This window comes from Roseiarcus fermentans (assembly GCF_003315135.1).
Classification (GTDB): Bacteria; Pseudomonadota; Alphaproteobacteria; order Rhizobiales; family Beijerinckiaceae; genus Roseiarcus; species Roseiarcus fermentans.
In genome coordinates this window covers 140,472-164,236 of the sequence record NZ_QNRK01000008.1, presented here as the reverse complement: position 1 = coordinate 164,236, position 23,765 = coordinate 140,472, and the positions used below count along the sequence as shown (strand labels likewise).

Sequence of the window (23,765 nt, the reverse complement as noted above, 5' to 3'; positions counted from 1 at the left end):
CTCACGCCTCCTGCTTGCGCAACAACATGAGGGACAGGATCATGAACACCAGCGCAATCGCGGCGATCGCGGCGATGTTCGGCCACAGATCCGCGAATCCGAGCGCCTTTGCGAACACGCCGACGGAAATCTGCTGATACCACGACGACGGGAAGGCGAGGCCGATCACCCGCGCGCCGCCGGACAACGAGGAGACCGGCGCCAGCATGCCGGAGAAGTTGATCGCCGGCACCATCGCGAGGATCGTGGTGGCGAACACCGCCGCGACCTGAGACCGGGTGAACGACGAAATCAGCTCGCCGAATCCCGTGGTCGCGATCACGTAGATCAGCGTGCCCAGGAGCAGCACCAGGAACGGTCCCTTGGCCGGAACGTCGAAGATGAACACCGACATCAGGTAGAGCACGAAGAAGTTGATCATCGCGATCGCGACATAGGGCAGCTGCTTGCCGATCAGGAACTCGAACCGGGTGATCGGCGTCGAGCGGAAGTTGGCGATCGAGCCGGTCTCCTTCTCGCGCACGATCGCGATCGCCGACATGATCGCGGGGATCAGGCAGAGCATCAGCATGAAGATGCTGGGGATCATCGCATTGACGCTGAGGAAGGCTTGATTGTAGCGGAAGCGCACCTCGATGTCGTCGTTGCTCCATGTGTTGGGCGCGCCCGGCCGCAGCACCTCGCGCTTCAGCTCTTCGCCCTGCTTGCTGATCACGCCGGCGACGTAGTTCCTGGCCGTCTCGCCGCGGAAGGTCATCGCGCCGTCGACGGTGACGTCGACCTCGGGCTTGCGGCCGTTGAGCAGATCGCGGCCGAAGCCGGGCGGCACCTCGACCACGATCTGGGTCTGGCCGCTCTTCAGGCGGCGCTGCGCCTCCTCGTCCGACGTGATCGGCGGCTGCACCGAGAAGTAGCGCGAGCCCTCGAAACCCTGCAGCAACTCGCGGCTCTGCGGCGTCTGGTCCTGGTCGAACGCCGCCATCTTCAGGTTCTCGATGTCGAACGAGATGCCGAAGCCGAACGCCAGCATCAGGACGATCGGGCCGATCACGGCGAAGGCGAGGCGGATCGGGTCGCGCAGCAGTTCGACCGTCTCGCGCCGCGCGTAGGCCCAGAGCCGCCCGGGGCTGAACCGCTTCGGCGGCCCGACAGGCGCGGCCTCCGCCACAATCGCCTCGACCGGCGGCGTCGCCGCCTTCGCCATGTCGATCCCGGCGGCTTCCGCGAGATAGCCGACGAAACAGTCCTCGAGCGAGGCGCTGCCGCGCTCGCGGACCAGGTCGTAGGGCGCGCCGACCGCGAGCACGCGGCCCGCGTGCATCAGCGAAATGCGGTCACAGCGCTCCGCCTCGTTCATGAAGTGGGTGGTGACGAAGATCGTCACGCCGTCGTCGCGCGACAGGTCGATCAGCGTGCGCCAGAAGGCGTCGCGCGCGATCGGGTCGACCCCGGAGGTCGGCTCGTCGAGAATGAGAATGGCCGGCTCGTGCAGCACGGCGACGGCGAGCTGAAGCCGCTGCTTGATGCCGAGCGGCAGCCGGTCGGGCCGCGCGTCGACGAAGGCCTCGAGATCGTAGCGATCGAGCAGCTCGGCGATCCGCGGGCCGACCCTGTCCTTGGGCAGGTGGTAGAGCTCGGCGTGCAGCTCGAGATTCTGGCGGACCGTCAACTCGCCGTAGAGCGAGAAGGCCTGCGTCATGTAACCGACGTTGCGCCGCGCCTGCATGTCGTCGGAGCCCATCGGCTGGCCGAACAGCTGGCAGGTTCCGCTGGTCGCCGGCAGAAAGCCGACCAGCATCTTCATCGTCGTCGACTTGCCGCAGCCGTTGGAGCCGAGGAAGCCGAAGATTTCGCCGGGCGGGATCTTGAAGCTGACGTGGTCGACGGCGACGAAGTCGCCGAATTTTCGCGTCAGCCCCTCGGCCTGGATCGCCGGCGTCTCGTCGGCCGAGACCACCCGCGGGCGCACCACGACCTTCTGGTGCAGGGCGCGCTTGGCCTCGGGCATCAGCGCGATGAAGGCGTCGTCGAGGTTTTTCTCGCCGGTCTTGGCGAGCAGCTCGTTCAGGTCGCCGGTCGCGATGATCTTGCCGTCGTCCATCGCCATCAGCCAGTCGAAGCGCTCCGCTTCGTCCATGTAGGCGGTGGCGACGATGACGCTCATCTGCGGGCGGCGCGCCCGGATGGAGTTGATCAGGTCCCAGAACTGGCCGCGCGACAGCGGATCGACGCCGGTCGTCGGCTCGTCGAGGATCAGGAGGTCCGGATCGTTGATCAACGCACAGCACAGGCTGAGCTTTTGCTTCATGCCGCCCGATAGCTTCCCGGCCGGGCGTCCCTCGAACTTCTCCATCGCGGTCGCGGTGAGAAGCTCGGTGATCCTGCCGCGCCGCTCCTTTTCGTCCTGGCCGAACAGGCGGCCGAAGAAGTCGATGTTCTCGAACACGCTGAGCGTCGGGTAGAGATTGCGCCCGAGGCCCTGCGGCATGTAGGCGATGCGGCCGCGGATCTCGGTCAGGTTGCGGATGTCGCCGACGTTCTTGTCGAAGACGACGACCTCGCCCTGCTGGATTCGGCGCACGCCGGCGATCAGACCGAGCAGCGTCGACTTGCCGACGCCGTCCGGGCCGATGACGCCGACCATGATTCGCGACGGGATGTCGATCGAGACGTCGTCGAGCGAGACCGTCGTCCCGTATCGGTGCGAGACGGCCGTGACGCGGGCGATCGGCTCGCCGGTCATTTTGCGGGCGTCTGGCTGTCCGTGGCCTGGGGCGCGGCCACCTGCGGCGCGGCGGCGGGCGCGGCGTCGTCGGGCGCTTTCGGCTTGGGAATATTGACCGCGAGGTCGGCGGGCCAGGCGACGTCGGCGCGGGTGCGCACGAAGCCCATGCCGCGGATTCCCGTCTTCACCCGCGTGTAATAGGCCTGGAGGACCTGGGGATCGATCTTCAGCTTCATGCGGAACATGAGCTTCGCCCGCTCGTCCTTGGTCTCGACGGTCTTGGGCGTGAACTGGGCGTCGGCGGCCACGAAGCTGACGTTGGCGGGAATGATGCGGTCGGGGATCGGGTCGAGGACGATGCGCGCCTCGTCGCCGATCGTCACCCGGCCCGCGTCCGCCGCGGGCAGGAAGATCGTCATGTAGACGTCGGTGAGATCGAGAATGGTGACGATCGGGGCGCCGACCGCGACCACTTCGCCGGCGCGCGCGAGCTGGTACTGGACCCGGCCGTTGCGCGGCGAGACAAGCGTGAGGTCGTGGATGATCGATTCGATCCGCTCGACCTCCGCTTCCGAGTTCTTGATCTTGGACTGGGCCTGATCCCTTTGCGACGTGAAGCTCGCCACACCCGCGACGGCCGAGTCGAAGTTGCGCTTGCGCTGCTCGAACACCTGCTTGGTGATGAAGCCGGTCTTCATCAGCTCCTGGCCGCGTTGAAAATCGGACCTGGCGAATTCGAGCGCGCTCTCGCGCGAGGTGATCTCCGCCTCGGCGGCGATCAGGGCGTCCTTGGCGCTCTGCACGCTGGCCTGCGCCGCGCGAAGCTGCGCCTCGTATTCCGGCGACGAGATTTTGGCGATCACCTGACCCTGGGTGACGTTCGACCCCTCCTCGACCAGAACCTCGGCGAGGCGGCCCGCGTATTTCGACGACACGTCGACCTGCGTGGCCTCGATGCGGCCGTTGGACTTGACGATGCCGGCGGGCAGGGTCTCGCCGCGCAGGCGCGCGATCAGGTCCTTGATGAAGCCCTGGGCCTGCGCCTCGGAGACCGGCGCGAACGACCCGCCCATTTCCGCCGAGAGCGGCAGCGCGACGCCCATGAGCGCGGCGACGACGAGTGAGCGTCGAACGATTCTCATGGAGACCTCCGAACCTGTCTTGCCGCCCGCGCCCCGCCTCGTTCTCAGGCGCCGCCCCTGCCGGTCGAACTTCGACTCTACTAGGCAAGCGCGGCAGTCCTGTAAAGGCGCGCGGGGCGCGAGCGGCCCGCAACGCGAACGCGTGGCGACACGACTTCCTGCTATTCCGGTTTCGATCCCGCCGCGAAGGTCGCCGGCCTTGCGGGCGGCGCTCCTGCCGGCGGGTCAGGCAAACGGAGATTCGGTCATGTCGTTAACGGAGTGGAAAAGCGTGAGCCGACGCCACGTGCTCGGCGGGCTCGCGGCGCTGCCGGCGCTGTCGGCGCTGCCTGCGCTTTTCGCAGCGTCGGGCGCGCGCGCCGACGAGGCGGCGCCCTTGCCGTCGTGGAACGACAGGCCGGCGAAGCAGGCGATCCTGGCTTTTCTCCGCGCCGCCACCGATCCGGCGAGCACGGATTTCGTCCCGGCGGAGGACCGCATCGCCGCGTTCGACCAGGACGGAACGCTGTGGGTCGAGCACCCGATCTACACGCAGGTCGTCTACTGCCTCGACCGCGTGCCGGGTTTGGTCAAGGCGAATCCCCATTTGGCGAAAGTCGAGCCGTTCAGGACGGCGCTGACCGGCGATCTCGAGAGGATCGGCAAGCTTTCGCTGCGCGACCTCGAAACGATCGCGGCGGCGACCCTCACGGGAATGGACGTGGAGACGTTCGCGGCCGAGGCCAAGGCGTGGATCGAGGCGGCCCACGACCATCGCTGGAAGCGGTTCTACACCGACCTCGTCTACCAGCCGATGCAGGAGGTTCTGGGCCTCTTTCGCGCCAACGGCTTCAAGACCTTCATCGTCACCGGCGGCGGACAGGATTTTGTGCGCGTCTATTCGCAGCGGGTGTACGGCATTCCGCCGGAGCAGGTGGTCGGGTCGGCGCTCGGGACCCAATTCGGCTACGACAAGGCTGGCCGGCCGATCCTCACCAAGGAGCCGAAGCTGCTCCTCAACGACGACCACGCCGGCAAGCCCGAGGGCATCCACCTCGAGATCGGCCGCCGGCCGCACGCCGCGTTCGGCAACTCGACCGGCGACCGCGAGATGCTGGAATACGTGAAGTCGGGCGGCGGCGCGCGCCTCATGATGCTGGTGCTGCACGACGACGCGAAGCGCGAATACGCCTACGGGCCGGCGCGCGGACTGCCCGACACACGCGTCGGGAGCTTCCCCGCGGCCCTGGACGACCAGGCGAAAAGGGACGGCTGGGTCGTCGTCAGCATGAAGGACGACTGGAAGCGCATCTTTGCGTTCGGAGGATAAGAGGCGCCGGCGTCTGCGGAGATCCGCCTCTGCTCCATTGCTTTCTTCTCGAATCGACGCAATCACACGAGCGGCAAACCCGGAGTGAACAACCAAGCCATCCCCGGATCCCTCTGCCCGACCGTTGCAGGGCGTCACGGTTCTCGACCTGTCGCGCGTGCTTGCAGGGCCGTTCTGCGCGATGAGTCTCGCCCAGCTCGGCGCGCGGGCGATCAAGGTCGAGCGTCCCGGCGCAGGCGACGCGCGCCTTCGGGCCGTTCGAGACCGGAAAGTCCCCCTCCTTCGCGGCGATCGATTGCGACAAGGAGAGAGCATCGCCCTCGACCTGAAGCGGCCGGCGGATCGCGCGATCTTCGAGGACCTCCGGCCCGCGACAGGCTGGTCTCGACCGACGACCCGGCGATCGGCGAGTCGACCGTCGCGGGGAACCCGTTCAGGATGTCCGGCGTGGCCGATCCGGCGAAGCGGCGCGCGCCGCCCGTGGGCGACGGCGACCGCGCCGCGCTGCCGACGCTGATCAACCGTTGGACACGTCGTGTGAAGGGATTTGCAGATGGCGCTCATTCAGTCGAACCTCGCCGACGGCGTGGGCACGATCGCCTTCGACAATTACGGCCGCCGCAACGCCCTCAGCGCGGCCTTGATCGCCGAGGCGATCGCCGCCTTGAGCGCCATGCGCGCCGACGCGCGCGTGGTCGTGCTGCGCGCGGCGAGCAAGAACAAGATCTGGTCGGCCGGTCACGACCTCGGCGAACTGTCGCCCCGAGGCCAGGATCCGCTCGCCTGGCGCGACCCCCTCGAGCAACTGCTTCGGGCCGTGGGCGACTTTCCCGGTCCCGTGATCGCCATGATCGACGGTTCGGTCTGGGGCGGCGCGTGCGATCTCGCGCTCGATTGCGACATCGCGCTCGGCGATCCGGACGCGAGCTTCGCCTTCGTGCCGGCCAGGATCGGCCTGCCCTACAACCTGTCCGGCGTGCAACGCTTCGTCGCGCGCCTGCCCCCGAACGTCGCGATGGAAATGGCGGCGACCGCCGACCCGGTCGACGCCGAGCGGGCGCTGCGGGTCAACCTCCTGAATCATCTCGTCCCGGCGCCCGAACTCGAGACGCGGACCTACGCCATGGCCAAGACGATCGCCGGCCGTCACCGCGAGTCGATTGCGGCGTTCAAGGCGCAGGCCCGCGCGTTGCTCAGCGCGGCGTCGATCAGTCCGGAACGGGCCGAATACCTCGAGGGGGTGCGTTGGTCGGTGTACGCGGCGAACGCGCTCCCCTCGGGCGCCGCGCCGAAGGAATGATCCGTCCTCCGGACGATGACTTCGAGCCTCGGGGCTCGGATGCGGCGGCGAAGGGTGACGACGCAGAGCGCTCGGCGGACAATTCGTTGCGAAAAAGAGAAACATGGACTATGGTGTTTCGATTGGGCGTGCATCGCTTCCGGCCAAAGCGCCCGGCTGTCTGACATCCAGAAGCAGACCCTGCGCGGGCTCGCGCCTTCCGCGCGCCTGAAGACGCGACCGTTGGCCACGCGCCGCGCTCGACGAGCGGGGCGATGGTCGGGTCGCCGGCGTCTTCCGAGCCGACCGTTCGCGAGGAGCGGACAGGGCGCGCATTGGGAGGGGCGGCGTCCCGCCCCCCGGGCGCCCGGGGCGGGCGCCCTCCCGTTGCGCGGCGCGACCGCCGCGACTCGGGGCCAGCTCGGGAGTGAGAGTCGCCCGGAAAATCCCGCGCAAACCCTTGAAAAGGCTCAAAACCGGCCGACATCGCGAACGTGCCGGTCGGAAAGCCGCCGGGCGTTCGAGGGCGCAGCCGTTCGAGCGGCCGGCGCCGCTCGAAGGCGACCGCGCCCGGCTTTTCCCCGTGTCGGTAGACCGAAAGCGCGGCCAACCGCCGCGCCCCGTCCGCAGAGATGCGCCGCGTCTGGCGGTTCCGGCCGATCTCTGCATAAATGCGGCGGCATCGCGGCAGGACGCCGGGGGCCTTGGCGAGGGGGGGGAACGCCCGACATGTTCAATCCCAAGACATACCACGTGATCGAAACGCTCCACGACGGCAGCACGGTGGAAATCCGCGCCCAGAAGCCGGAAGACCGCAAGGAAATCATCGACTTGATGGAGCACGCGAGCGCCGACACGCTCTACCATCGCTTCTTCGCGGTGAAGCGCCACTTTTCCGAGAAGGAGGAGCACTTCTTCTTCGACGTGAATTTCGTCGATCACGTCGTCCTGATCGCGGTCGCCGAGCGGAACGGCGCGCCGGGAATCGTCGGCGGGGCGCGGTTCGTGGTCATCGAGCCGGGCAAGGCCGAGGTGGCCTTCTCGGTCGTCGACGACTTTCAGCACCATGGTCTCGGCGCGGTGCTGATGCACGCCATCACGGCGGTGGCGCGCGAATCGGGGATAACCGAGTTCACCGCCGAGGTCCTGTCCGACAACGCCTCGATGCTCGCCGTGTTCGAGCACAGCGGCCTGATCACCAGCACGCGCCGCGAAGGAACGACTGTTCACGTCACGATGCTGTTCCCCGGCGCGGGATCCTCCGCACCCGAGCCCGGGGTCACATCCCGCATTTGATCAGGGCGGTGTCCAGCGTCTTATCGCCGTTCGGCCGGTAGATCATCGAGGAGCTGGACTTGACCTCGATCTCGACCGACTGCGTGGTGTAGCTGATCGAGTCCTTGCACTGAAACTCGAGCTTCGTCAGCCCATTGTCTTGGGTCGCGCCCGTGACCTGGCAGGTCTGGTTCGGCAGGACGACCGTGCCCGGCGTGATGATCGCCGCCTGGGCGAACTGGTCGACCGGCTGGCGGAAGGTGTAGCCGCCGCCGCCGCGGACGAACAGCTTCTGGCAGTCGGCCTGTGAGGTCGCCCAGGCGCCGGACAGCCGACCGTCCATCTCGGTCGCGCCGGCATGACCGCACGCGACGACGAGCAGCGCGCCAAGACCCAAGCCGCGTGTGATTGTCATGATCCGACCCCCGACGCCGAAGCGTGCATCTTCTGGAACCCGCCGGACGATACCGCGCCCGGCGGCGCGCCGCCAGCCTGCCCGAACGCGGCCGCGGCGCTCGAGCCGAGGATGACGGATCCGCCGTTCGCGCGCCTCACATGCCGGAGTAATTCGGGCCGCCGCCGCCTTCGGGCGCGACCCAGACGATGTTCTGGGTGGGATCCTTGACGTCGCAGGTCTTGCAGTGGACGCAATTCTGGGCGTTGATCACCAGGCGCTCCGCGCCCGTCTCGTCGGCGACGAACTCGTACACCCCGGCCGGGCAGTAACGCTGCTCGGGCCCGGCGAAACGGGCGAGATTCACCGCGACCGGAACGGTCGCGTCCTTCAGCGTCAGATGCGGCGGCTGGTCCTCTTCGTGGGCGACGTTGGCGATGAACACCGACCCCAGCCGGTCGAAGGTCAGCTTGCCGTCGGGCTTGGGGTAGTCGATCTTCGGGCATTCCGAGGCCGGCTTCAGGCAGGCGTAATCGGGCTTGGCGACGTGGATCGTCCAGGGCGGCGACGCAACGCCGAGCTTCGGCAAGAGCCAGTGCTCGACGCCGGTCATCAGTTCGCCGACCAGCGGCCCCTTCTTGAACCAGGGCTTGAAGTTGCGGCTCTGCTGCAATTCCCAGTGGAGCCAGCTCTTGCGGAAGAGGGCCGGGTAAGCGTCGAGTTCGTCGCCGCTGCGGCCGGCGGCGAGCGCTTCCGCCAGCGCTTCGGCGCACAGCATGCCGCTCTTGATCGCCGCGTGGCTGCCCTTGACGCGCGCCGCGTTCATGAAGCCCGCGTCGCAGCCGACCAGCGCGCCGCCCGGGAACACGACCTTCGGCAGGGCCTGCGGGCCGCCGTTGTTGATCGCGCGCGCGCCGTAGCTCAGCCGCTTGCCGCCCTCGATGTGCGAGCGGATGGCGGGATGCGTCTTCCAGCGCTGCATCTCCTCGAACGGGTTCAGCCACGGATTCGCATAGTCGAGGCCGATGACGAAGCCGACCGAAACGAGGCTCCCTTCGAGATGGTAGAGGAAGCCGCCGCCGAAGGCGCCCCTGCCCATCGGCCAGCCGGCGGTGTGCATGACGCGGCCGGGCTCCGCCTTCTCGTCGGGAACCTCCCACAGCTCCTTGATCCCGATCGCGTAGGTCTGCGGGTCCTTGCCCTCGGTCAGGCGGAAGCGGTCGAGCAATTGCCGGCCGAGCTGGCCGCGCGCGCCCTCGGCGAAGATGGTGTAGCGGCCGGTCAGCTCCATGCCGAGCTGGAACGCGTCCTTGGCCTCGCCGTCCTTGCCGATCCCCATGTTCCCGGTCGCGACCCCGCGCACCGAGCCGTCCTCGGCGTAGAGGATCTCGGCGGCGGCGAAGCCCGGGAAGATCTCGACCCCGAGCGCCTCGGCCTGTTCGGCGAGCCACTTCACCACATAGCCGAGCCGGACGATGTAGCAGCCGTTGTTGTGGAAATTGCGCGGGACGAGAAAATCCGGAATGCGGCGCGACCCCGTCTCGGACAGGATCAGCACGTCGTCGCCGACGACCGGCTGGTTGAGCGGCGCGCCGCGCGCCTGCCAGTCGGGAAAGAGTTCCGTCAGGGCCCTGGGGTCCATCACCGCGCCGGAGAGAATGTGCGCGCCCGGCTCCGAGCCCTTCTCCAGGACGACCACCGACAGCGCCGGGTCGAGCTGCTTCAGCCGGATCGCGGTCGCCAGCCCCGCAGGCCCGGCCCCGACGACCACCACGTCGTAGGCCATCGACTCCCGCGGCCCGAACTTATCGAGAATGTCCTTCGGCGTCATGGCTCCCTCGTCTTTCGTGCGGTCCGGCCCGGTCACCCGCTTGTGAAACCTTCGTCATGCCTTCCTAAAGGCGCGATGCATCCGTGTCACGGCAAGATAGTTCATGTCTAAACCGTTTTCCAGAGGCGGCGATCCGTTCTTTCGAGGCCCCGCTCGCCTCCCCGCTTGTCGAGATCTGCCGCAAATCGCGCCTGCGGAAAACCCATCCGAACGAACGGGTCGAGCGTCGCCGTGGACGGGGCCGACAGAAGAAACGTTGCGCGCCGCCTTCCGGCGCCCCACTGTCCCGGGCCAGAATCGCCGCCCTCGACGCATGGCGGCCGGTTTTCCTCAACCAACGTCCCCGCCGCGGCGCCGCGGCGGCCCGGGACAGGAGCCTTGCGAATGACGACCCTGGCGTTGACAGACCCCACGCTGCTCAAGGACACATGCTACGTCGCCGGCGAATGGATCGGCGGCGCGGCGACGCTTGCGGTCACCAACCCATCGGACGGCGGCGTGATCGGGCGGGTCCCGAAACTCGGCGCGGCGGAGACGCGGCGGGCGATCGAGGCCGCCGAGACGGCGCAAAAGCTGTGGGCGAAGCGAACCGCCAAGGAGCGCGCCACGATCTTGCGCAAGTGGTTCGCCCTGATGATGGACAACCAGGAAGACCTGGCGCGCATCATGACCGCCGAGCAGGGCAAGCCGCTCGCCGAATCGCGCGGCGAGATCGCCTACGGCGCCTCGTTCATCGAGTTCTTCGCCGAGGAAGCCAAGCGCATCTACGGCGAGACGATCCCCTCGCCCTGGCCCAACGCGCGCATGATCGTGATCAGGCAGCCGCTCGGCGTGGTCGCGGCGATCACGCCGTGGAATTTTCCCAACGCCATGATCACCCGCAAGGCCGGGCCGGCGCTCGCCGCCGGCTGCGCCTTCGTGTGCAAGCCCGCGTCCGAGACGCCGCTCTCGGCGCTGGCGATCGCCGAACTGGGCGAGCGCGCCGGCCTGCCGCCCGGCGTCTTCTCGGTGATCACCGGGTCCTCGCGCGAGATCGGCGCCGAGATGACGGCCAATCCGATCGTGCGCGGCCTCACCTTCACCGGCTCCACCGAAGTCGGCCGAACGCTGATGGCGCAGTGCGCCCCGACCATCAAGAAGCTCGGGCTCGAACTCGGCGGCAACGCGCCGTTCATCGTGTTCGACGACGCCGACCTCGACGCCGCCGTCCAGGGCGCGATGGCGTCCAAGTACCGCAACGCCGGCCAGACCTGCGTCTGCGCCAACCGCCTGCTGGTGCAGGACGGCGTCTACGAGGCCTTTGCCGACAAACTCGCCGCGGCCGTGCGAACGCTCAAGGTCGGCGACGGTTTCGGCGACGGCGTGACGACCGGCCCGTTGATCAACGAGGCGGCGGTCGCCAAGGTCGAGGAGCACGTCGCCGACGCGCTCGCCAAGGGCGCGCGGATCGTGGTCGGCGGCAAGGCGCTCGGCGGCAATTTTTATCAGCCGACCGTGCTCGCGGGCGTGACCCCCGATATGGCCGTGGCGCGCGAGGAAACTTTCGGCCCGGTCGCGCCGCTGTTCCGCTTCAAGACCGAGGACGAGGCGATCGCCATGGCCAACGCCACCGAGTTCGGCCTCGCCTGCTACTTCTACGCCCGCGACATCGGCCGCGTCTGGCGGGTCGCCGAAGGGCTCGAATACGGCATGGTCGGCATCAACGAGGGCATCATCTCGACCGCCGAGGCGCCGTTCGGCGGCGTCAAGGAGAGCGGGATCGGCCGCGAGGGCTCGCGCCACGGCGTCGAGGAATACCTCGAGATGAAATACATGCTGATGGGCGGCCTCGCGGCGCCATAGTCCGCGAGGGACAACCGGACGGGGCGCCTCGAGCGCCTCGATAGCGATCCGGGTCGGGGGGACGTGTGCGGGAGGAGAACATGACGAAACCGCTGATCGTGGTCGATCCGCAGCCGCGCGGCCTGACCGAGATCTTCGACCCCGCGCTGTGGCGGCGTCTCGAGACCCTCGGCGAACTCGCGGCGCACGATGGGCCCGGTCGCATGCCGGCGGAGCGGTTCGAGGCGCTCCTGCCGGAAATGGCGCTGCTGATCGGCCAGAGCGACATGCCGGGGGAACGCCTCGCCCGCGCGCAAAAACTGCGCGCCATCATCAACGTCGAAACCAATTTTCTTCAGAACGTCGATTACGACGTCTGCTTCGAGCGCGGCGTCCACGTGCTCGCGCCGAGCTCCGCCTTCGCGCGGCCCGTCGCCGAAATGACGCTCGGGCTGCTGATCGACCTCTGCCGCGGGATCACGACCGCCGACCGCGCCATGCGCAGGGGCGACGAGAAGTGGCTGCTCGACGGCGCCGCGGGCTGCTTCTCGCTCTACGGGGCGCGGGTCGGCCTGATCGGCTTCGGCGATCTCGCGCGCGCCTTCGTTCCGCTCGTCCGGCCGTTCGGCTGCACGGTGAAGGCTTATGATCCGTGGGTGTCGGCGCATTTCATGGAGGGCTTCGGGGTCGAGGCCGCTTCGCTCGACGAGATCCTGGCAGAATCGCAGGCGATCGTCGTGTTCGCCTCCGTCACCAGCGAGAACCAGGGGTTCCTGGGCAAGCGGGAGTTCGATCGGGTGACGCCCGGCGCCGTCATGCTGCTGATGAGCCGCGCCGGGGTGGTCGATTTCCCGGAATTCTTGCGCGCGATCGAGGATGGAAAATTCCGCGCGGCGACCGACGTCTTCCCGGTCGAGCCGGCGCCGCCGGACGATCCGGCGCGCAGGGTCGAAGCTCTGGTGCTGTCGCCGCACCGGGCCGGCGCGATGACGGATTCGCTGCTCGAAATCGGCCGCCAGACGGTCGCCGACGCGGAGCTGATCCTGCGCGGACTGCCGCCGCTCTCCTGCCGCAGGGCGCAGCGCGAGACGGTCGCCCGCTCGCGCTCGAAGCCGATCGAGCGGAGTTAGCCGCCGCCCCCCGGGTCGGCCAGGATCGCTGCGGCGTCAGGTCGCGGCGACGAGCGAAGGCTGCGCGCAAGCGCGGCGGGGCAAAGTCTGCGCCAGCGCAGAACAACACGAACACGGACAACTTAACTTCGACGCGCGCCGCGGGTACGATCGGCTCGCGGCGCAGTGTTCCCGCGCCCAGGCTCGATGACGGCGGAAAGCGACCATGGGCGGGATCGGCGCATCGGACCTCGCCGGGGCGAACGACGTTCGCGACGACCCGCGGGCGCGCGGGGGAACCGAAAGCGCGGCTGCGCCGCCCGGCCCGGCCCCGGCCCCGGCGTTTTCGCCCGAGACGAGGCGAAGACTGCGGGCGCTGTCGCTCGAGGCGGAGAAGCGATGGTTCGCCGGGCGCTGGATGGAGGCGATTCCCGTCGTCGCCGAGATCATCCGGCTCGACCCGCTGAACGCACGGGCGCACCGCGACCTCGGCGTCACCTATCTTTGTTGCGGCCGATGCGGCGAGGCCGCGGCGAGCCTGCGCCGCGCCGTCGAACTCCAGCCGGCCGACGAGGACGCGCTCGGCTATCTGGTCGAAGCCCTCGAGCGCCAGGGGCGCGAGGCGGAGGCTCTGGAGGTCTGTCACGCCTTGCGCCGCTCGGCGCAGGACGAAGCCGACCGAGGCTTCTACGCCGTCAAGGCGCTGATGAAGGAGGGGCGAAGCGGGGAGGCGGAGAGGGACCTTCAAACTCTGGCGACGCTGGCGCCCCGGCGCGCCAACACCGTGCATCGGATCGGCAAGCTCCTGTCCGACCTCGGCAGGTTCGAAGCGGCGGAGCGGCTGCTCGCCCGCGGGGTCGAGGAGACGCCGACCGCCTTCCCGGCGCTCGCCGACATCAAGCGCATGACAGAGGAGGACCGACCCCTCCTGCGGCGGATGGAGGCGGCGCTCGACCGGCCGACCCTTCCGGCGTTGGCGCGCCTGGCGATCCATTTCGGCCTCGGCAAAGCCTATGACGACCTCGGCGAGCACGCCAGGGCGATCGGGCATTACGACGCGGGGAACAGCCTGAGAGCGCGCTCCATCCGCTTCAATCGGCAGGACTGCGCCGCCAGGGTGGATCGCACCCTGCAAAGCTTCACCGCCGAGGCGCTCGACCGGGCGGCGCCGTTGCTGGCGAGGCCTGCCCGGCCCGAAGACGATCTGCCGGTCCTGGTGGTCGGCATGCCCCGGTCCGGCACCACCCTCGTCGAGCAGATCCTGTCGTCGCACCCGACGGTCGCGCCCGGCGGGGAACTGCCCTTTTGGGCAGATCGGCTGGCGACCTGGCAGGCGGCCGGCGTCATTCCGATCCGAAGGGACTCGATGGCGGAGGTCGCGGAGGCGTATCTGTCGCTCCTGCGCGGCCTCGGCCCGAAAGCGCTGCGCGTGACGGACAAGATGCCTCGCAATTTCGAGTTGCTCTGGCTCGTGCGGCTCGCGCTTCCGCAAGCGCGCATCATTCATTGCCGTCGCCACCCGATCGACACCTGTCTTTCGAACTACTTCACTAATTTCTGGGCTGGCCACGAATACGCCTGGGAACGCGGGGATCTCGTGTTTTATTATCGTCAGTACGAGCGATTGATGGACCATTGGCGCAGAATTCTTCCGCCCGACCGCTTCATCGAAGTCGACTACGAGGCGCTGGTCGTCGATCGGGAGGCGCAAACACGCCGGCTTGTGGCCTTTCTCGGGCTCGATTGGAACGACGCCTGCCTCGCGCCGGAGCGAAACCCGCGGGTCGTCAGAACCGCGAGCCGCTGGCAGGCGCGCCAGCCGGTTTACGCGACATCGATGCAGCGCTGGCGGCGCTATGAGCCGTGGCTCGGCGCGTTGCGCGCGCTGGCGCCGGTCGAGATGCATTAGCTAACCGCACCCCCCGTGTCGGCCAGGATCGCGGCGGCGTCATGTCGCGGCGACGAGCGAAGGCTGCGCGCAAGCGCGGCGGCGCAAAGTCTGGCGCAGCGCAGAACAAATCGAACACGGACACCTCAACTTCGACGCTTGCCGCCGATGCGATCGGCTCACGGCGCAGTGTTCCCGCGCCCATGCTCGATGCCGGCGGAAAGCGACCATGGGCGGGATCGGTGTCAATCGGCGTCCAAAACTGGCCAAGGATCGGGCGTCCTGCCTCAGGTCCCGATCGGCCGCGCCGACGTTTGACCGAACAAGATTTTCTTGCCCTCCTCCGTGACGGCCGGCCTGCTCGCATAGGGTTCACCCTTCGCATAAGCGCGTACGGTCGCGGGTCGTTGGCGAATGGCCTCGAACCAACGTTCAAGATTGGGGAACTCTGACAAGACTTGTTGCTGGCGTTTCCATGGAACGATCCAAGGGTAAATGGCCATATCGGCGATTGTGTAGCTCGATCCCGCGATAAAGGGCAGATCAGCGAGCCTTCGATCCAGGACCCCATAAAGACGGTTTGTCTCCTTCACGTATCGGTCGACCGCATAGGGAATTCTTTCCGGGGCGTAAACGCCGAAATGATGATTCTGCCCTGCCATCGGTCCGAGACCACCAACCTGCCAGAACAACCACTCCAGAGTGGTTTTGCGGCCGCGAAGATCATCAGGCAGGAACAACCCGGTCTTGTCGGCGAGATATAACAGGATGGCGCCGGATTCGAACACGCTGACAGGCTTTCCGCCGTCTGCAGGGCTGCTATCAACAATCGCGGGCATCCGGTTATTGGGAGATATCTGAAGGAACGAGGCTTTGAATTGATCGCCAGCACTTATATCAATTGGATGAATGTGATAATTGACACCAGATTCTTCAAGGAAGAGTGTTATCTTATGGCCATTTGGCGTGGGCCAATAATACAAATCAATCATTGTTCAGTCGCTCCTGTTTGTCCGAGGGGACGTTCAGTGGGTTTAGGCATTGCGCTTATGGCTGGTAATTGGAAGGAAACAGAGCGCGCCTTGTTTTCTCGTCAACACCTCTTTTGAACCGACAGTCTTTCCCCATGTTGCGCGCGCGCATTCGCGGCGAGGCCCTGGAGAGCCAAGCATGACTGAGATGTTCCAGCAGGCGTTGCTTAAGTTCCTGATCATCGCGACCCGAGCCGAGCGGACAGTGAGAGGCGGCTGATTCAGAATTGGCCGAGCGAGTTCCCGAGCACGCGGCGTCAGCCTTGCCGCGGGCATGATTTCACTGCCCCCGAGTTGAAGCGCCTCGTGCGCTGAGAGCCGTTGCCCCGTGACCGGCCCGTTGACCGCGGAGATGATCGGAACCTCGATGTCGAGAAGATTCCTCAACAAGCGTTTGGCGTGTATATGGCCCCAAATTAACGGCGTTACCTTATTTTTGGGTAGCCGCTCACCGAGTATTTCGGCATCGATCTGTTCAGTGAATGCGTCGCCGGATCCCGTCATGATAACGAGCTTATTTTCTCGATCCTGTGCGATATCGTGGAAGGCGGGCCCGAGCTGACCATGCGGCCCCCCACCCCAGACCAGATCGCCTCCGTTACCATCAAGAGTAATCTCGAGAATCGCGCCCGTTCGGTCCATCCTGGCCTCCCACGTCCGCGACCGACGGATGTTTCTCCAAGAGAGCACGATCCTGCCTGATCACTAATTCAGCAGACGTCTGATGACTAGGCCTCGATTTCGTCCCTGTCAATCACCGGTGATCAGGCCAGCCGGCACAACGATCGAATCGAGATACGAACCGAGGCGGCGCAGATGCGAAAAAGAGGCGACGTGGGGTTGCCGCCGATCGAGCCGCCCGCCAAACGTCCGCCACAGCGTCTATCGCCCTGAGCTCAAGGCCCGACGGCTGCGTGAGCGCCCGCGAGAGACACTCCTCGAGGATCAGGGAGCCCGCAGCGGCTGGACGGCTTGCGCGTCCTTTTTGCCGGCTTCGTCGACACGCGCATCGCCCAAGACCTCCTGGACCAGCCGTGTCACTCGACCCAAATGGGCCTTTGCGACGGCTTCGGCTTTATCCACGTCCCGAGCCTCGATCGCCTTGAACAGCTGTTCGTGACGGGCCAAGCAATCGGGCATCACACCAGGAATGGCGATGATCTGAGTGAGCGCAAGCCGCAGCGCTTCGGAAAACAGCCCATAGATCTCGATCATGATCGCGTTTTGAGTGCCGGCGGCGATGACGCGGTATATTTCCATCTCTGCGTCGATGAAGACCCGTTGATCGCCCGATTCCATGCCGCGCCGCATACGTTCCAACGAGTCCCTCAGAGCGACCAGAGCAGCCTCCGTCCGGTAGGCCGCCGCCATTCGCGTCATTTCGATCTCCAGCGCGCGTCGGACATCGAGGACGTCGAGAACGCGGGCGTGGCGCAATCGGGGAGCCAAGGCTTTGGCGTCGGTGCTGGACCGGAGGTAGGTGCCCGAACCCTGACGAACCTCGAACAGTCCGGCGTGCTCGAGAACACGGACTGCTTCCCGAAGGGTTGTTCGACCGACGCCCAGCTCGGAAACAAGGACCGTCTCCGCGGGCAATCGGTCGCCAACCTTAAAGTCCCCCGAGCTGATCCGCAGCCGCAACTGCTCTATGACCTCGTCGACGAGCTGCGCGCGTCTCACGGGACGGAAACTCCGCCGCGGCTCCAAACGTTCATTCACATGATTCATCGCAACCGCCTATCGTCGGCCCCGCTGCCATGAACGGGGGGCGTCAAATAATCATCACAAAACGGCCGGGGATGCCGCATTGCTTGATCTCAATAAGCCGACCCTGACGATTCCAACAAGTGCTGCGCGAATCAATTTCCCTCTGGCCTCCGACCACACAAGGGTCGGAGGCGCCGGAACATCTTCTTCTATTCGGCTGCCGTCGCGACCGGCACGGCAACCGGCGACCGCTTGCGAAGCACCCGCATGAATTCTCGCATCCAGGCGGGGTGGTCCGGATACGCGCGAGCCGACACCATGGGTCCGTCCACGACAACCTCAGCATTCACGAATTCGGCGCCCGCCGCCTCGACATCGGATTTCAGTTCAGGAAACGCGGCGATACGACGCCCCTTCAAAACGCCGGCCGTGGCCAGCGCTATGGAGGCGTGGCACAAGTGCGCCACCGGCAGGTTCTCTTTGAAAAAGTATTGAACGATGCGAATGAAGTCTGGATTGTTGCGGATATACTCAGGAGCGCGCCCCCCGGGGATGATTATCGCAGCATAGTCCGATGGGTCAACATCGGAGAACGCTACGTCGGCCGGCCAATGATAGCCCGGTTTTTCGACGAAAGTGTCGTTGCCTGGCACCATTTCGTGGACCACCAATTGCAACAACTTCGGAGACAAAGCGGCCACAACCGCCTCATAGCCCTCCTCCGTGAGTCGTTGATGCGGATATATCACTTCGAGCGCTTCGGCGGCATCGCCAGTGAGAATCAAAACTTTCGGCATCGCTCACTCCCTTTGTCGGCCGACACATGACATGTCATCAGACGACTGATGAATTAATAATGCGGCGCCGCCCCGACGTCAAGCCTCCCGCTTTCCATCAAAGTTTCATGCAGACCCCGTGCAAAACAAATTTGTCGCCCAGCGCGCCCTGTTGCGACGACGCTCGCGCGCTACAGGGCCTCCGGCCGCGCGGGCCACGCAGTCGCCGCTGTCGATCGTGGCCGTCGCGGATTCCCAGGAGGGTCTTGTTCGGCCGCCTGCGCCCGCCGACCCGGACCCGCGACCGGCCTGTTCCTTCGTGGCCGGCCGAACCTCGGTCGCGGTGACGATGGCGCCGGGGCGGCGCGCCGTCGACGACCGAGGCGGCAATCGACCCTCCCTCCTGTCCACTCGAGGCTGTGCAGACAAAGCGACAGCCCCCGATCCGGATGCCGCGCGCCGGCGCCCGGGCCCCGTCGAAGACGATGGCTGAGGCGACAGCGGGCCCGCCTCCCCGACTCACTTCGCCAAACCGGATAGGACTCCCTGCAAGTCGGTGAGGGAGCCGATCCGAAAGTCCGCGTCCTGCCCGAGCCGTTCGGGGCCGCCGCGCAGCAACCGGTAGAATTCCGCGGGGCCAACATCGGAGTTCATCGGTGGGGGCGCGCGACCAACACGATCGATCCAGGCGACCTTGAGCCCGAATTGCTTCGCGCCCGCGACATCAAAGCTGTTTGACGAAACGAACAACACCTCGTGCCTCTCGACGCCGAGCGCCGGCGCCACGAGGTCATAGCACCTCGGGTCGGGCTTAAAGGTCTTCGCCCTGTCCACGCTGATCACGTCCGCAAAAAAAGGAGCGATCCCCGACCCCTCGACGAGCGCAGCGAGCATGTCGGGGCTGCCGTTCGAAAGGATCGCGAGTTTATACCCGGAAAGCGCCGCCAGCGCCTGGCGCGCTTCCGGATACAAGTCGAGATCGAGGTATTTCGCCATCAACTCCTCACAGAGCGCAGGTGTCGGCGTGACGCCGGCCCTATCCAACGCGAACTCGAGCGCGGCACGGGTGACAACTGAGAAGTCCTCATACGCCCGCATTAGGCCGCGCAGCCACGTGTATTCGAGTTGCTTCAATCGCCACGCCTGCGTAATGAAATCGCCTTTGTCGCCGCAGAGTTCAGTCGCAAGGCCGCGCACCGACTGCACGTCATAGAGCGTGCCGTATGCATCGAATACCAACGCGCGAATTGTCATCGGGAACTCCTCTCCATCGGAAACGGTCGCCAGCCTGGCGCGAGGCCGCCGCCATCTCGCCGCCATGCCGCCAGCGACGACGCTAAATCCAAATCGTCGGGATCGAAGCGACGAAGCCGATGTCCACAATGGTTCCGGCTAATCAATCGCGTCTGACTGGGAATCCCGGGGGAGATTCCTTGTGGACTTGCGGCGCGCGAGCCTGCGGGCTGCGCTCTGGCGTTTCCATTTCCGTCGCGCTTGCCGACGTTGATCGGCTCCTCGCTCCGGTCCAGGACCGCAACGCGCCGCAGAAGCACCTGCGGCGGCCGCGGATCGTTCTGCTCAGCGCCGAGGGCGCCGGCCCCCACCAGGCTCTGCGGCTGAGCCATCGCGCTGTCTTTCCGCTGTTGTCGGCCGGCTCCAGTCGGATCTAGTGGCGGCCGAGCAATGCGAAAGCGGGGCGCTGACTCACTTCGTGATCGCCGGATAGTTCGATGGGAAGAGCGCCCGCCGCGTCTCTTCGTCCATCTCCTTCTTGAAGGCGTGATCCGTGCCGACGGCGCGGGCGCGCGCCACCGCGGGTCGCGCGTCAACCGTTTGGAACCAGCGCTTGAGGTTCGGGAAGGCGGCAACCGGGTCAGCGCTGCCGGGCAGCACTCTGGGCGCCCGATCCAGCCAGCCCCAAGCGGACATGTCGACGATGGAATATTCGTTGCCGACGATGTAATCGCGTCCGCTCAGACGCTCATCCAAGACACGATAGTGCCGTTCAACCTCGCGTCGATATCGGTTCACCGCATACGGGATGTTTTCGGGAGCGGCATGCTGGAAATGCACCGCCTGGCCCGAGAATGGGCCCATCCCCGTCGCGACGAAGAAGAGCCAGGAAAGCAGTTCAGGACGATCGGCGGGGGCGCCCATGAAGCGCCCTGTCTTTTCGCCGAGGTAGAGAAGGATAGCGCTCGAATCGAACACCTTCGCCTCGCGGCCGCCGGGCCCCTGGGTGTCGACGATCGCTGGCAACTTGCCATTCGGATTGATGGCGCGAAAGGCTGGCGTATGTTGCTCTCCTTTGCTCGTGTCGACCGGAACGACTTCATAGGCCACGCCGGTCTCCTCCAGGAAAAGCGCGACTTTGGCGGGATTTGGCGTCGGATGGAAATAGAAACGGATCACGGGGCTCTCCTATCGGGCTATCGTTTTGGATTTATGCGCGGGACCACCGTGAGGCCGCGCGCCGAAGCTTGAGCGGGACAAAGATCGAAGCGGAAACTCGGTTCTCGCAAGTGCGATGGCGTTCCGCGCAGAACAATCTGCGACGCCGAGTCCGAGACTATCGGTTTCCGCGATGTCAAGGACCTATCCGAAGCGGGGGCGGGCCTTCCGACTTTGTCGTCGTTCCCGCGGGCGGCGCGTCGCTCGATCATATGGCGGCGTCCGGAGGCGATCGTCCGCTGACGCGCGCCCGGCCTGCCCCGACCCACGGCTCGGCGGCGGGGATTTCGATTTCCCCTGCGACGATTGCAAGCGAGATCGCCGATTCCGTTACGTCGTCGCCTGCGAGCGTTTGAACGACAGCGCCGTCGCGCATCAGGTGCACGGTGCTGCACAAACGCGCCAGTTCCTCCGCTTCCGAGGATACGACGATGATCCCCGCTCCATCCGAGGCGAGTTCGCGGATGACCTCATAGACTTGCTCCCGAGCGCCCACATCGATGCCTTGCGTCGGCTCGTCGAACAGAAAAATGTCCGCCCCGCCCAGGAGCCAGCGCGCGATCACCACCTTCTGCTGGTTACCGCCGCTGAAGGCCCCTATCCTGGCGTAGGCCGCTCCTTTGAGCGGTCGCACGTCGAGACGTTTCAAGAGCGTTGAAACGCTGGAAATCTCCTCACGTGCGCGCATGAGGCCGCCCGGCCCGGCGAACCGCGACAGCCATGGCAGCGTCGCGTTTGCAGCGACGCTCGCCAACGGAAACACAGCATTCGCCGCCCGTTCCTCCGGCAAATACGCGAAGCCGGCTTTGATTGCGTCGCGTGGGCTCGCCAACCGAGTCGGCACGCCCCGGACAACGATGCGACCGCTGGTCACCTGGCGATCGCCCCAAAGGGTTCGCAACAAGCTCGTGCGTCCCGACCCGTCGCGACCGGCGATGCCGAGCACCTCGCCCCGATGGAGCCTGAGGTCGACGCCGCGTGTCCTTGGCAGCGCACAAAGATCCTCGCAGCACAGGACTTCTTCGCCGGCGTGAGGGGTTTTTGACCTGTCGGCCGACGGCCCGCCGGCGTGGACCTGACCATGGATGTCGACGTCAGCCACGAGTGTCTTTATTTTCGACGACAGATCTGCGCCGGTGATGAGGCCGCTGAGTTCCTTCTTGTCGAGGATCCTGGCGTCCTTCTCGGCGATGACCCGTCCTTGCCGCATCACGATGACGCGGTCGCACAAGTCGAGCATTTCGTCGAGTCGATGGGTGACGTAAATGACGCTGGCGCGGTCCCGCGCCAGAGGACGAATAATCGAGAACAGCAACTCCACTTCAGGCGTCGCCAGATTCGCCGTCGGCTCATCGAGGATGATCAGCCGCGGGTTCCGTAAAAGCGCGCGACCGATCATGATGAGGCGCTGAGTCACCGGACGGAGCCGCCCAACTTTTACGTTCAGGATCTTTGTCAGGTGCAGGTGCTCGGCCATCAGCTCGACAGCGGCCACCGCGCTCTTGCTCCCGCCGAACCACAGTTGCTCGCCGTTCTCGCGACCCGGCCGAAACAGTCTGGTGTGCATCCCGAGCAGCAGGTTTTCCCTACCGGTCAGGTTCGGAATAATCATGAGCGGCTGCGGGACCTGAGCAACGCCGTGTGTGATCGCGTCGTCCGGGCTGCGGAACCTGATGCTCTGGCCGTCCAGAAGCATGTCGCCCGAGTCGGGCCTTCCGGCGCCCGTGAGCATTCGCGTCAGCGTCGACTTCCCGGCGCCGTTGTGTCCCGCGAGCCCCAAGATCTCGTTTGGCGCCACGTGCAGTGAGACCCGGTCGAGCGCCAGTGTCCCCGGATAGCGCTTCGAGAGTTCCCTGACGTCGAGGACCGGGACCACCGGACGACGCCTGTCTTCCACCCTATCGCTGGTCATGGCCAATGCCTCCCATCACCCTAATTCGTCCCCCGCAACGCGACGACGCGGGCGAAGATCAGCGCGACCAGCAAGATCACACCCTGGAAGACATAGGTCGTATAGTTCGGCACCCCGAGCAAAATCAGGCCATTCGCCGCGATCTGGGTGACCAGGACGCCCACGACTGTGCCAAAGATGTTGAATTCGCCGAAGCGGAAGGTTGCTGCGCCGATAAAGGCCGCCGTGAACGACGGCAGCAGGACGTCGAGGCCCGCGAGCGGGTAAGCCACAGCCTGTTTATTGGCGAATAGGATGCCGGCGATACTGGCCGCGAACGTGCAGAGGATAAAGCCGAGCGCCCGCGTTCGCCGGACGTCCACGCCAGCGAGGCGAGCCGCCTCGGCATTCCCGCCAACCGCCTTGACCTGTCGACCAAATACGCTTTTCTCGAGGAGGACCCAGGCGCCAAGAACGATGATCGCCGCGACGATCACCAAAGTGGGGACGGGGCCGATGTTGGAACGGCTGAAGGCGACGAGCGTCTCGGGGAATCCGCCATAGATCTGGACGCTGCCGGAGACATAAAACTGCATGCCGACCAGGAACGACGACATCGCTATTGTCGCAACGAGGGCAGGCAGACCGACATAAGCGATCATAAAGCCATTGAACGCCCCCGCCGCGAGCGAGGCGGCCAGCGTGACGAGGATTGCGATTGCAGGGTCTACCCCCTCCTTGGCCACCAGTTGCGCGTAGAGTACGGTGGCGAGACCAGCAAGCGCTGAAATCGAGAGGTCGAACTCCCCCATCACCAGCGGGATGGTCAGCCCCACGGCAACGATGACCGGCAGCGCAGAATTGGCGCAAACGTCGGTGATGTTGCCGATCGACAAGAACCCCGTCGTGGCGAAACCGAAGTAAACAACCATGCCAAGCGTCATAATCGGAACGCCGAGCGGCGCGATCATCTCCAAAGCGGTTCGCCGAGCTTTGTCCGACGGCGCGCTCGATGCGTCGGCCATCCGGGTCTGCGCAGAAGCAAGAGTGGTGCGCTCGCTTGGAATCGTCATCGTGTCCCCGCTCCCCTGACAGTCGTTCGCCGTCTTCAACCGACTCGTTTCGCGTCGTCGACG

19 protein-coding genes are annotated in these 23,765 nt (G+C 66.0%); 7 read left to right on the top strand and 12 right to left on the bottom strand.

The window, feature by feature from the left end:
* Nucleotide 1 precedes the first annotated feature (1 nt).
* Together rbbA and DFR50_RS09190 are read right to left on the bottom strand one after the other, a co-directional pair.
* Complete coding sequence (gene rbbA / locus DFR50_RS09195; protein ID WP_113888900.1) at nt 2-2,743, bottom strand: ribosome-associated ATPase/putative transporter RbbA; 2,742 nt, start codon at nt 2,741-2,743, stop codon at nt 2-4.
* A complete protein-coding gene (locus DFR50_RS09190) occupies nt 2,740-3,867 on the bottom strand; it encodes an HlyD family secretion protein (protein WP_113888899.1) in 1,128 nt (375 codons plus the stop codon). The genes rbbA and DFR50_RS09190 overlap by 4 nt, the downstream gene beginning before the upstream one ends.
* Nucleotides 3,868-4,138: 271 nt before the next feature.
* Between DFR50_RS09190 and DFR50_RS09185 the strand changes: the two genes are divergently transcribed.
* The 4 genes from DFR50_RS09185 to DFR50_RS09170 all read left to right on the top strand — a co-directional run bounded on the left by DFR50_RS09185 (nt 4,139) and on the right by DFR50_RS09170 (nt 7,751).
* Nucleotides 4,139-5,176 carry an HAD family hydrolase gene (locus DFR50_RS09185; RefSeq protein ID WP_245427509.1) on the top strand — a complete coding sequence of 346 codons (1,038 nt, stop codon included), beginning with the start codon at nt 4,139-4,141 and terminating at the stop codon, nt 5,174-5,176.
* A 124-nt stretch (nt 5,177-5,300) separates the two neighbouring features.
* Nucleotides 5,301-5,693: a CoA transferase gene (locus DFR50_RS09180; RefSeq protein ID WP_113888898.1), complete on the top strand. Its 393-nt coding sequence runs from the start codon at nt 5,301-5,303 to the stop codon at nt 5,691-5,693.
* A 36-nt stretch (nt 5,694-5,729) separates the two neighbouring features.
* Entirely contained in the window at nt 5,730-6,476 is a 747-nt protein-coding gene (locus DFR50_RS09175; protein WP_113888897.1) for an enoyl-CoA hydratase-related protein, read from the top strand.
* 708 nt (nt 6,477-7,184) lie between these two features.
* Nucleotides 7,185-7,751, top strand: coding sequence for a GNAT family N-acetyltransferase (locus DFR50_RS09170; protein WP_113888896.1), 567 nt, complete (start codon nt 7,185-7,187; stop codon nt 7,749-7,751).
* On the opposite strand, the gene DFR50_RS09165 is transcribed toward DFR50_RS09170, so the two are convergent.
* Both DFR50_RS09165 and DFR50_RS09160 read right to left on the bottom strand, forming a co-directional pair.
* Nucleotides 7,735-8,145 carry a hypothetical protein gene (locus DFR50_RS09165; RefSeq protein ID WP_147262708.1) on the bottom strand — a complete coding sequence of 137 codons (411 nt, stop codon included), beginning with the start codon at nt 8,143-8,145 and terminating at the stop codon, nt 7,735-7,737. The two genes, DFR50_RS09170 and DFR50_RS09165, sit on opposite strands and share 17 nt — an antisense overlap.
* 136 nt (nt 8,146-8,281) lie before the next feature.
* The gene (locus tag DFR50_RS09160) at nt 8,282-9,955 is read right to left on the bottom strand and encodes an electron transfer flavoprotein-ubiquinone oxidoreductase (protein WP_113888894.1); all 1,674 of its coding nucleotides are present in this window, start codon (nt 9,953-9,955) and stop codon (nt 8,282-8,284) included.
* Nucleotides 9,956-10,339: 384 nt separating this feature from the next.
* Between DFR50_RS09160 and DFR50_RS09155 the strand changes: the two genes are divergently transcribed.
* The 3 genes from DFR50_RS09155 to DFR50_RS09145 all read left to right on the top strand — a co-directional run bounded on the left by DFR50_RS09155 (nt 10,340) and on the right by DFR50_RS09145 (nt 14,794).
* Nucleotides 10,340-11,797, top strand: coding sequence for an NAD-dependent succinate-semialdehyde dehydrogenase (locus tag DFR50_RS09155; RefSeq protein ID WP_113888893.1), 1,458 nt, complete (start codon nt 10,340-10,342; stop codon nt 11,795-11,797).
* An 80-nt stretch (nt 11,798-11,877) separates the two neighbouring features.
* The gene (locus tag DFR50_RS09150) at nt 11,878-12,906 is read left to right on the top strand and encodes a hydroxyacid dehydrogenase (RefSeq protein WP_113888892.1); all 1,029 of its coding nucleotides are present in this window, start codon (nt 11,878-11,880) and stop codon (nt 12,904-12,906) included.
* A gap of 205 nt (nt 12,907-13,111) precedes the next feature.
* Complete coding sequence (locus tag DFR50_RS09145) at nt 13,112-14,794, top strand: tetratricopeptide repeat-containing sulfotransferase family protein (RefSeq protein ID WP_113888891.1); 1,683 nt, start codon at nt 13,112-13,114, stop codon at nt 14,792-14,794.
* Between the two features lie 266 nt (nt 14,795-15,060).
* Here DFR50_RS09145 and DFR50_RS09140 read toward each other — a convergent pair whose 3' ends face one another.
* The 8 genes from DFR50_RS09140 to DFR50_RS09100 form a co-directional block, all read right to left on the bottom strand.
* Nucleotides 15,061-15,765, bottom strand: coding sequence for a glutathione S-transferase C-terminal domain-containing protein (locus tag DFR50_RS09140; RefSeq protein WP_113888890.1), 705 nt, complete (start codon nt 15,763-15,765; stop codon nt 15,061-15,063).
* A 42-nt stretch (nt 15,766-15,807) separates the two neighbouring features.
* Nucleotides 15,808-16,446: a Clp protease/crotonase-like domain-containing protein gene (locus DFR50_RS32000; protein ID WP_170153124.1), complete on the bottom strand. Its 639-nt coding sequence runs from the start codon at nt 16,444-16,446 to the stop codon at nt 15,808-15,810.
* A 303-nt stretch (nt 16,447-16,749) separates the two neighbouring features.
* The gene (locus DFR50_RS09130) at nt 16,750-17,484 is read right to left on the bottom strand and encodes a FadR/GntR family transcriptional regulator (protein WP_170153123.1); all 735 of its coding nucleotides are present in this window, start codon (nt 17,482-17,484) and stop codon (nt 16,750-16,752) included.
* A gap of 236 nt (nt 17,485-17,720) precedes the next feature.
* Nucleotides 17,721-18,308 carry a DJ-1/PfpI family protein gene (locus tag DFR50_RS09125; protein ID WP_113888888.1) on the bottom strand — a complete coding sequence of 196 codons (588 nt, stop codon included), beginning with the start codon at nt 18,306-18,308 and terminating at the stop codon, nt 17,721-17,723.
* 498 nt (nt 18,309-18,806) lie between these two features.
* Nucleotides 18,807-19,541 (bottom strand): haloacid dehalogenase type II, encoded by a 735-nt coding sequence (locus DFR50_RS09120; protein WP_113888887.1) that lies wholly within the window; start codon nt 19,539-19,541, stop codon nt 18,807-18,809.
* A 450-nt stretch (nt 19,542-19,991) separates the two neighbouring features.
* The gene (locus DFR50_RS09110; RefSeq protein ID WP_113888885.1) at nt 19,992-20,699 is read right to left on the bottom strand and encodes a glutathione S-transferase family protein; all 708 of its coding nucleotides are present in this window, start codon (nt 20,697-20,699) and stop codon (nt 19,992-19,994) included.
* Between the two features lie 247 nt (nt 20,700-20,946).
* A complete protein-coding gene (locus DFR50_RS09105; protein WP_113888884.1) occupies nt 20,947-22,650 on the bottom strand; it encodes a sugar ABC transporter ATP-binding protein in 1,704 nt (567 codons plus the stop codon).
* Between the two features lie 20 nt (nt 22,651-22,670).
* The gene (locus DFR50_RS09100) at nt 22,671-23,702 is read right to left on the bottom strand and encodes an ABC transporter permease (RefSeq protein WP_147262707.1); all 1,032 of its coding nucleotides are present in this window, start codon (nt 23,700-23,702) and stop codon (nt 22,671-22,673) included.
* Between the last annotated feature and the right edge of the window lie 63 nt (nt 23,703-23,765).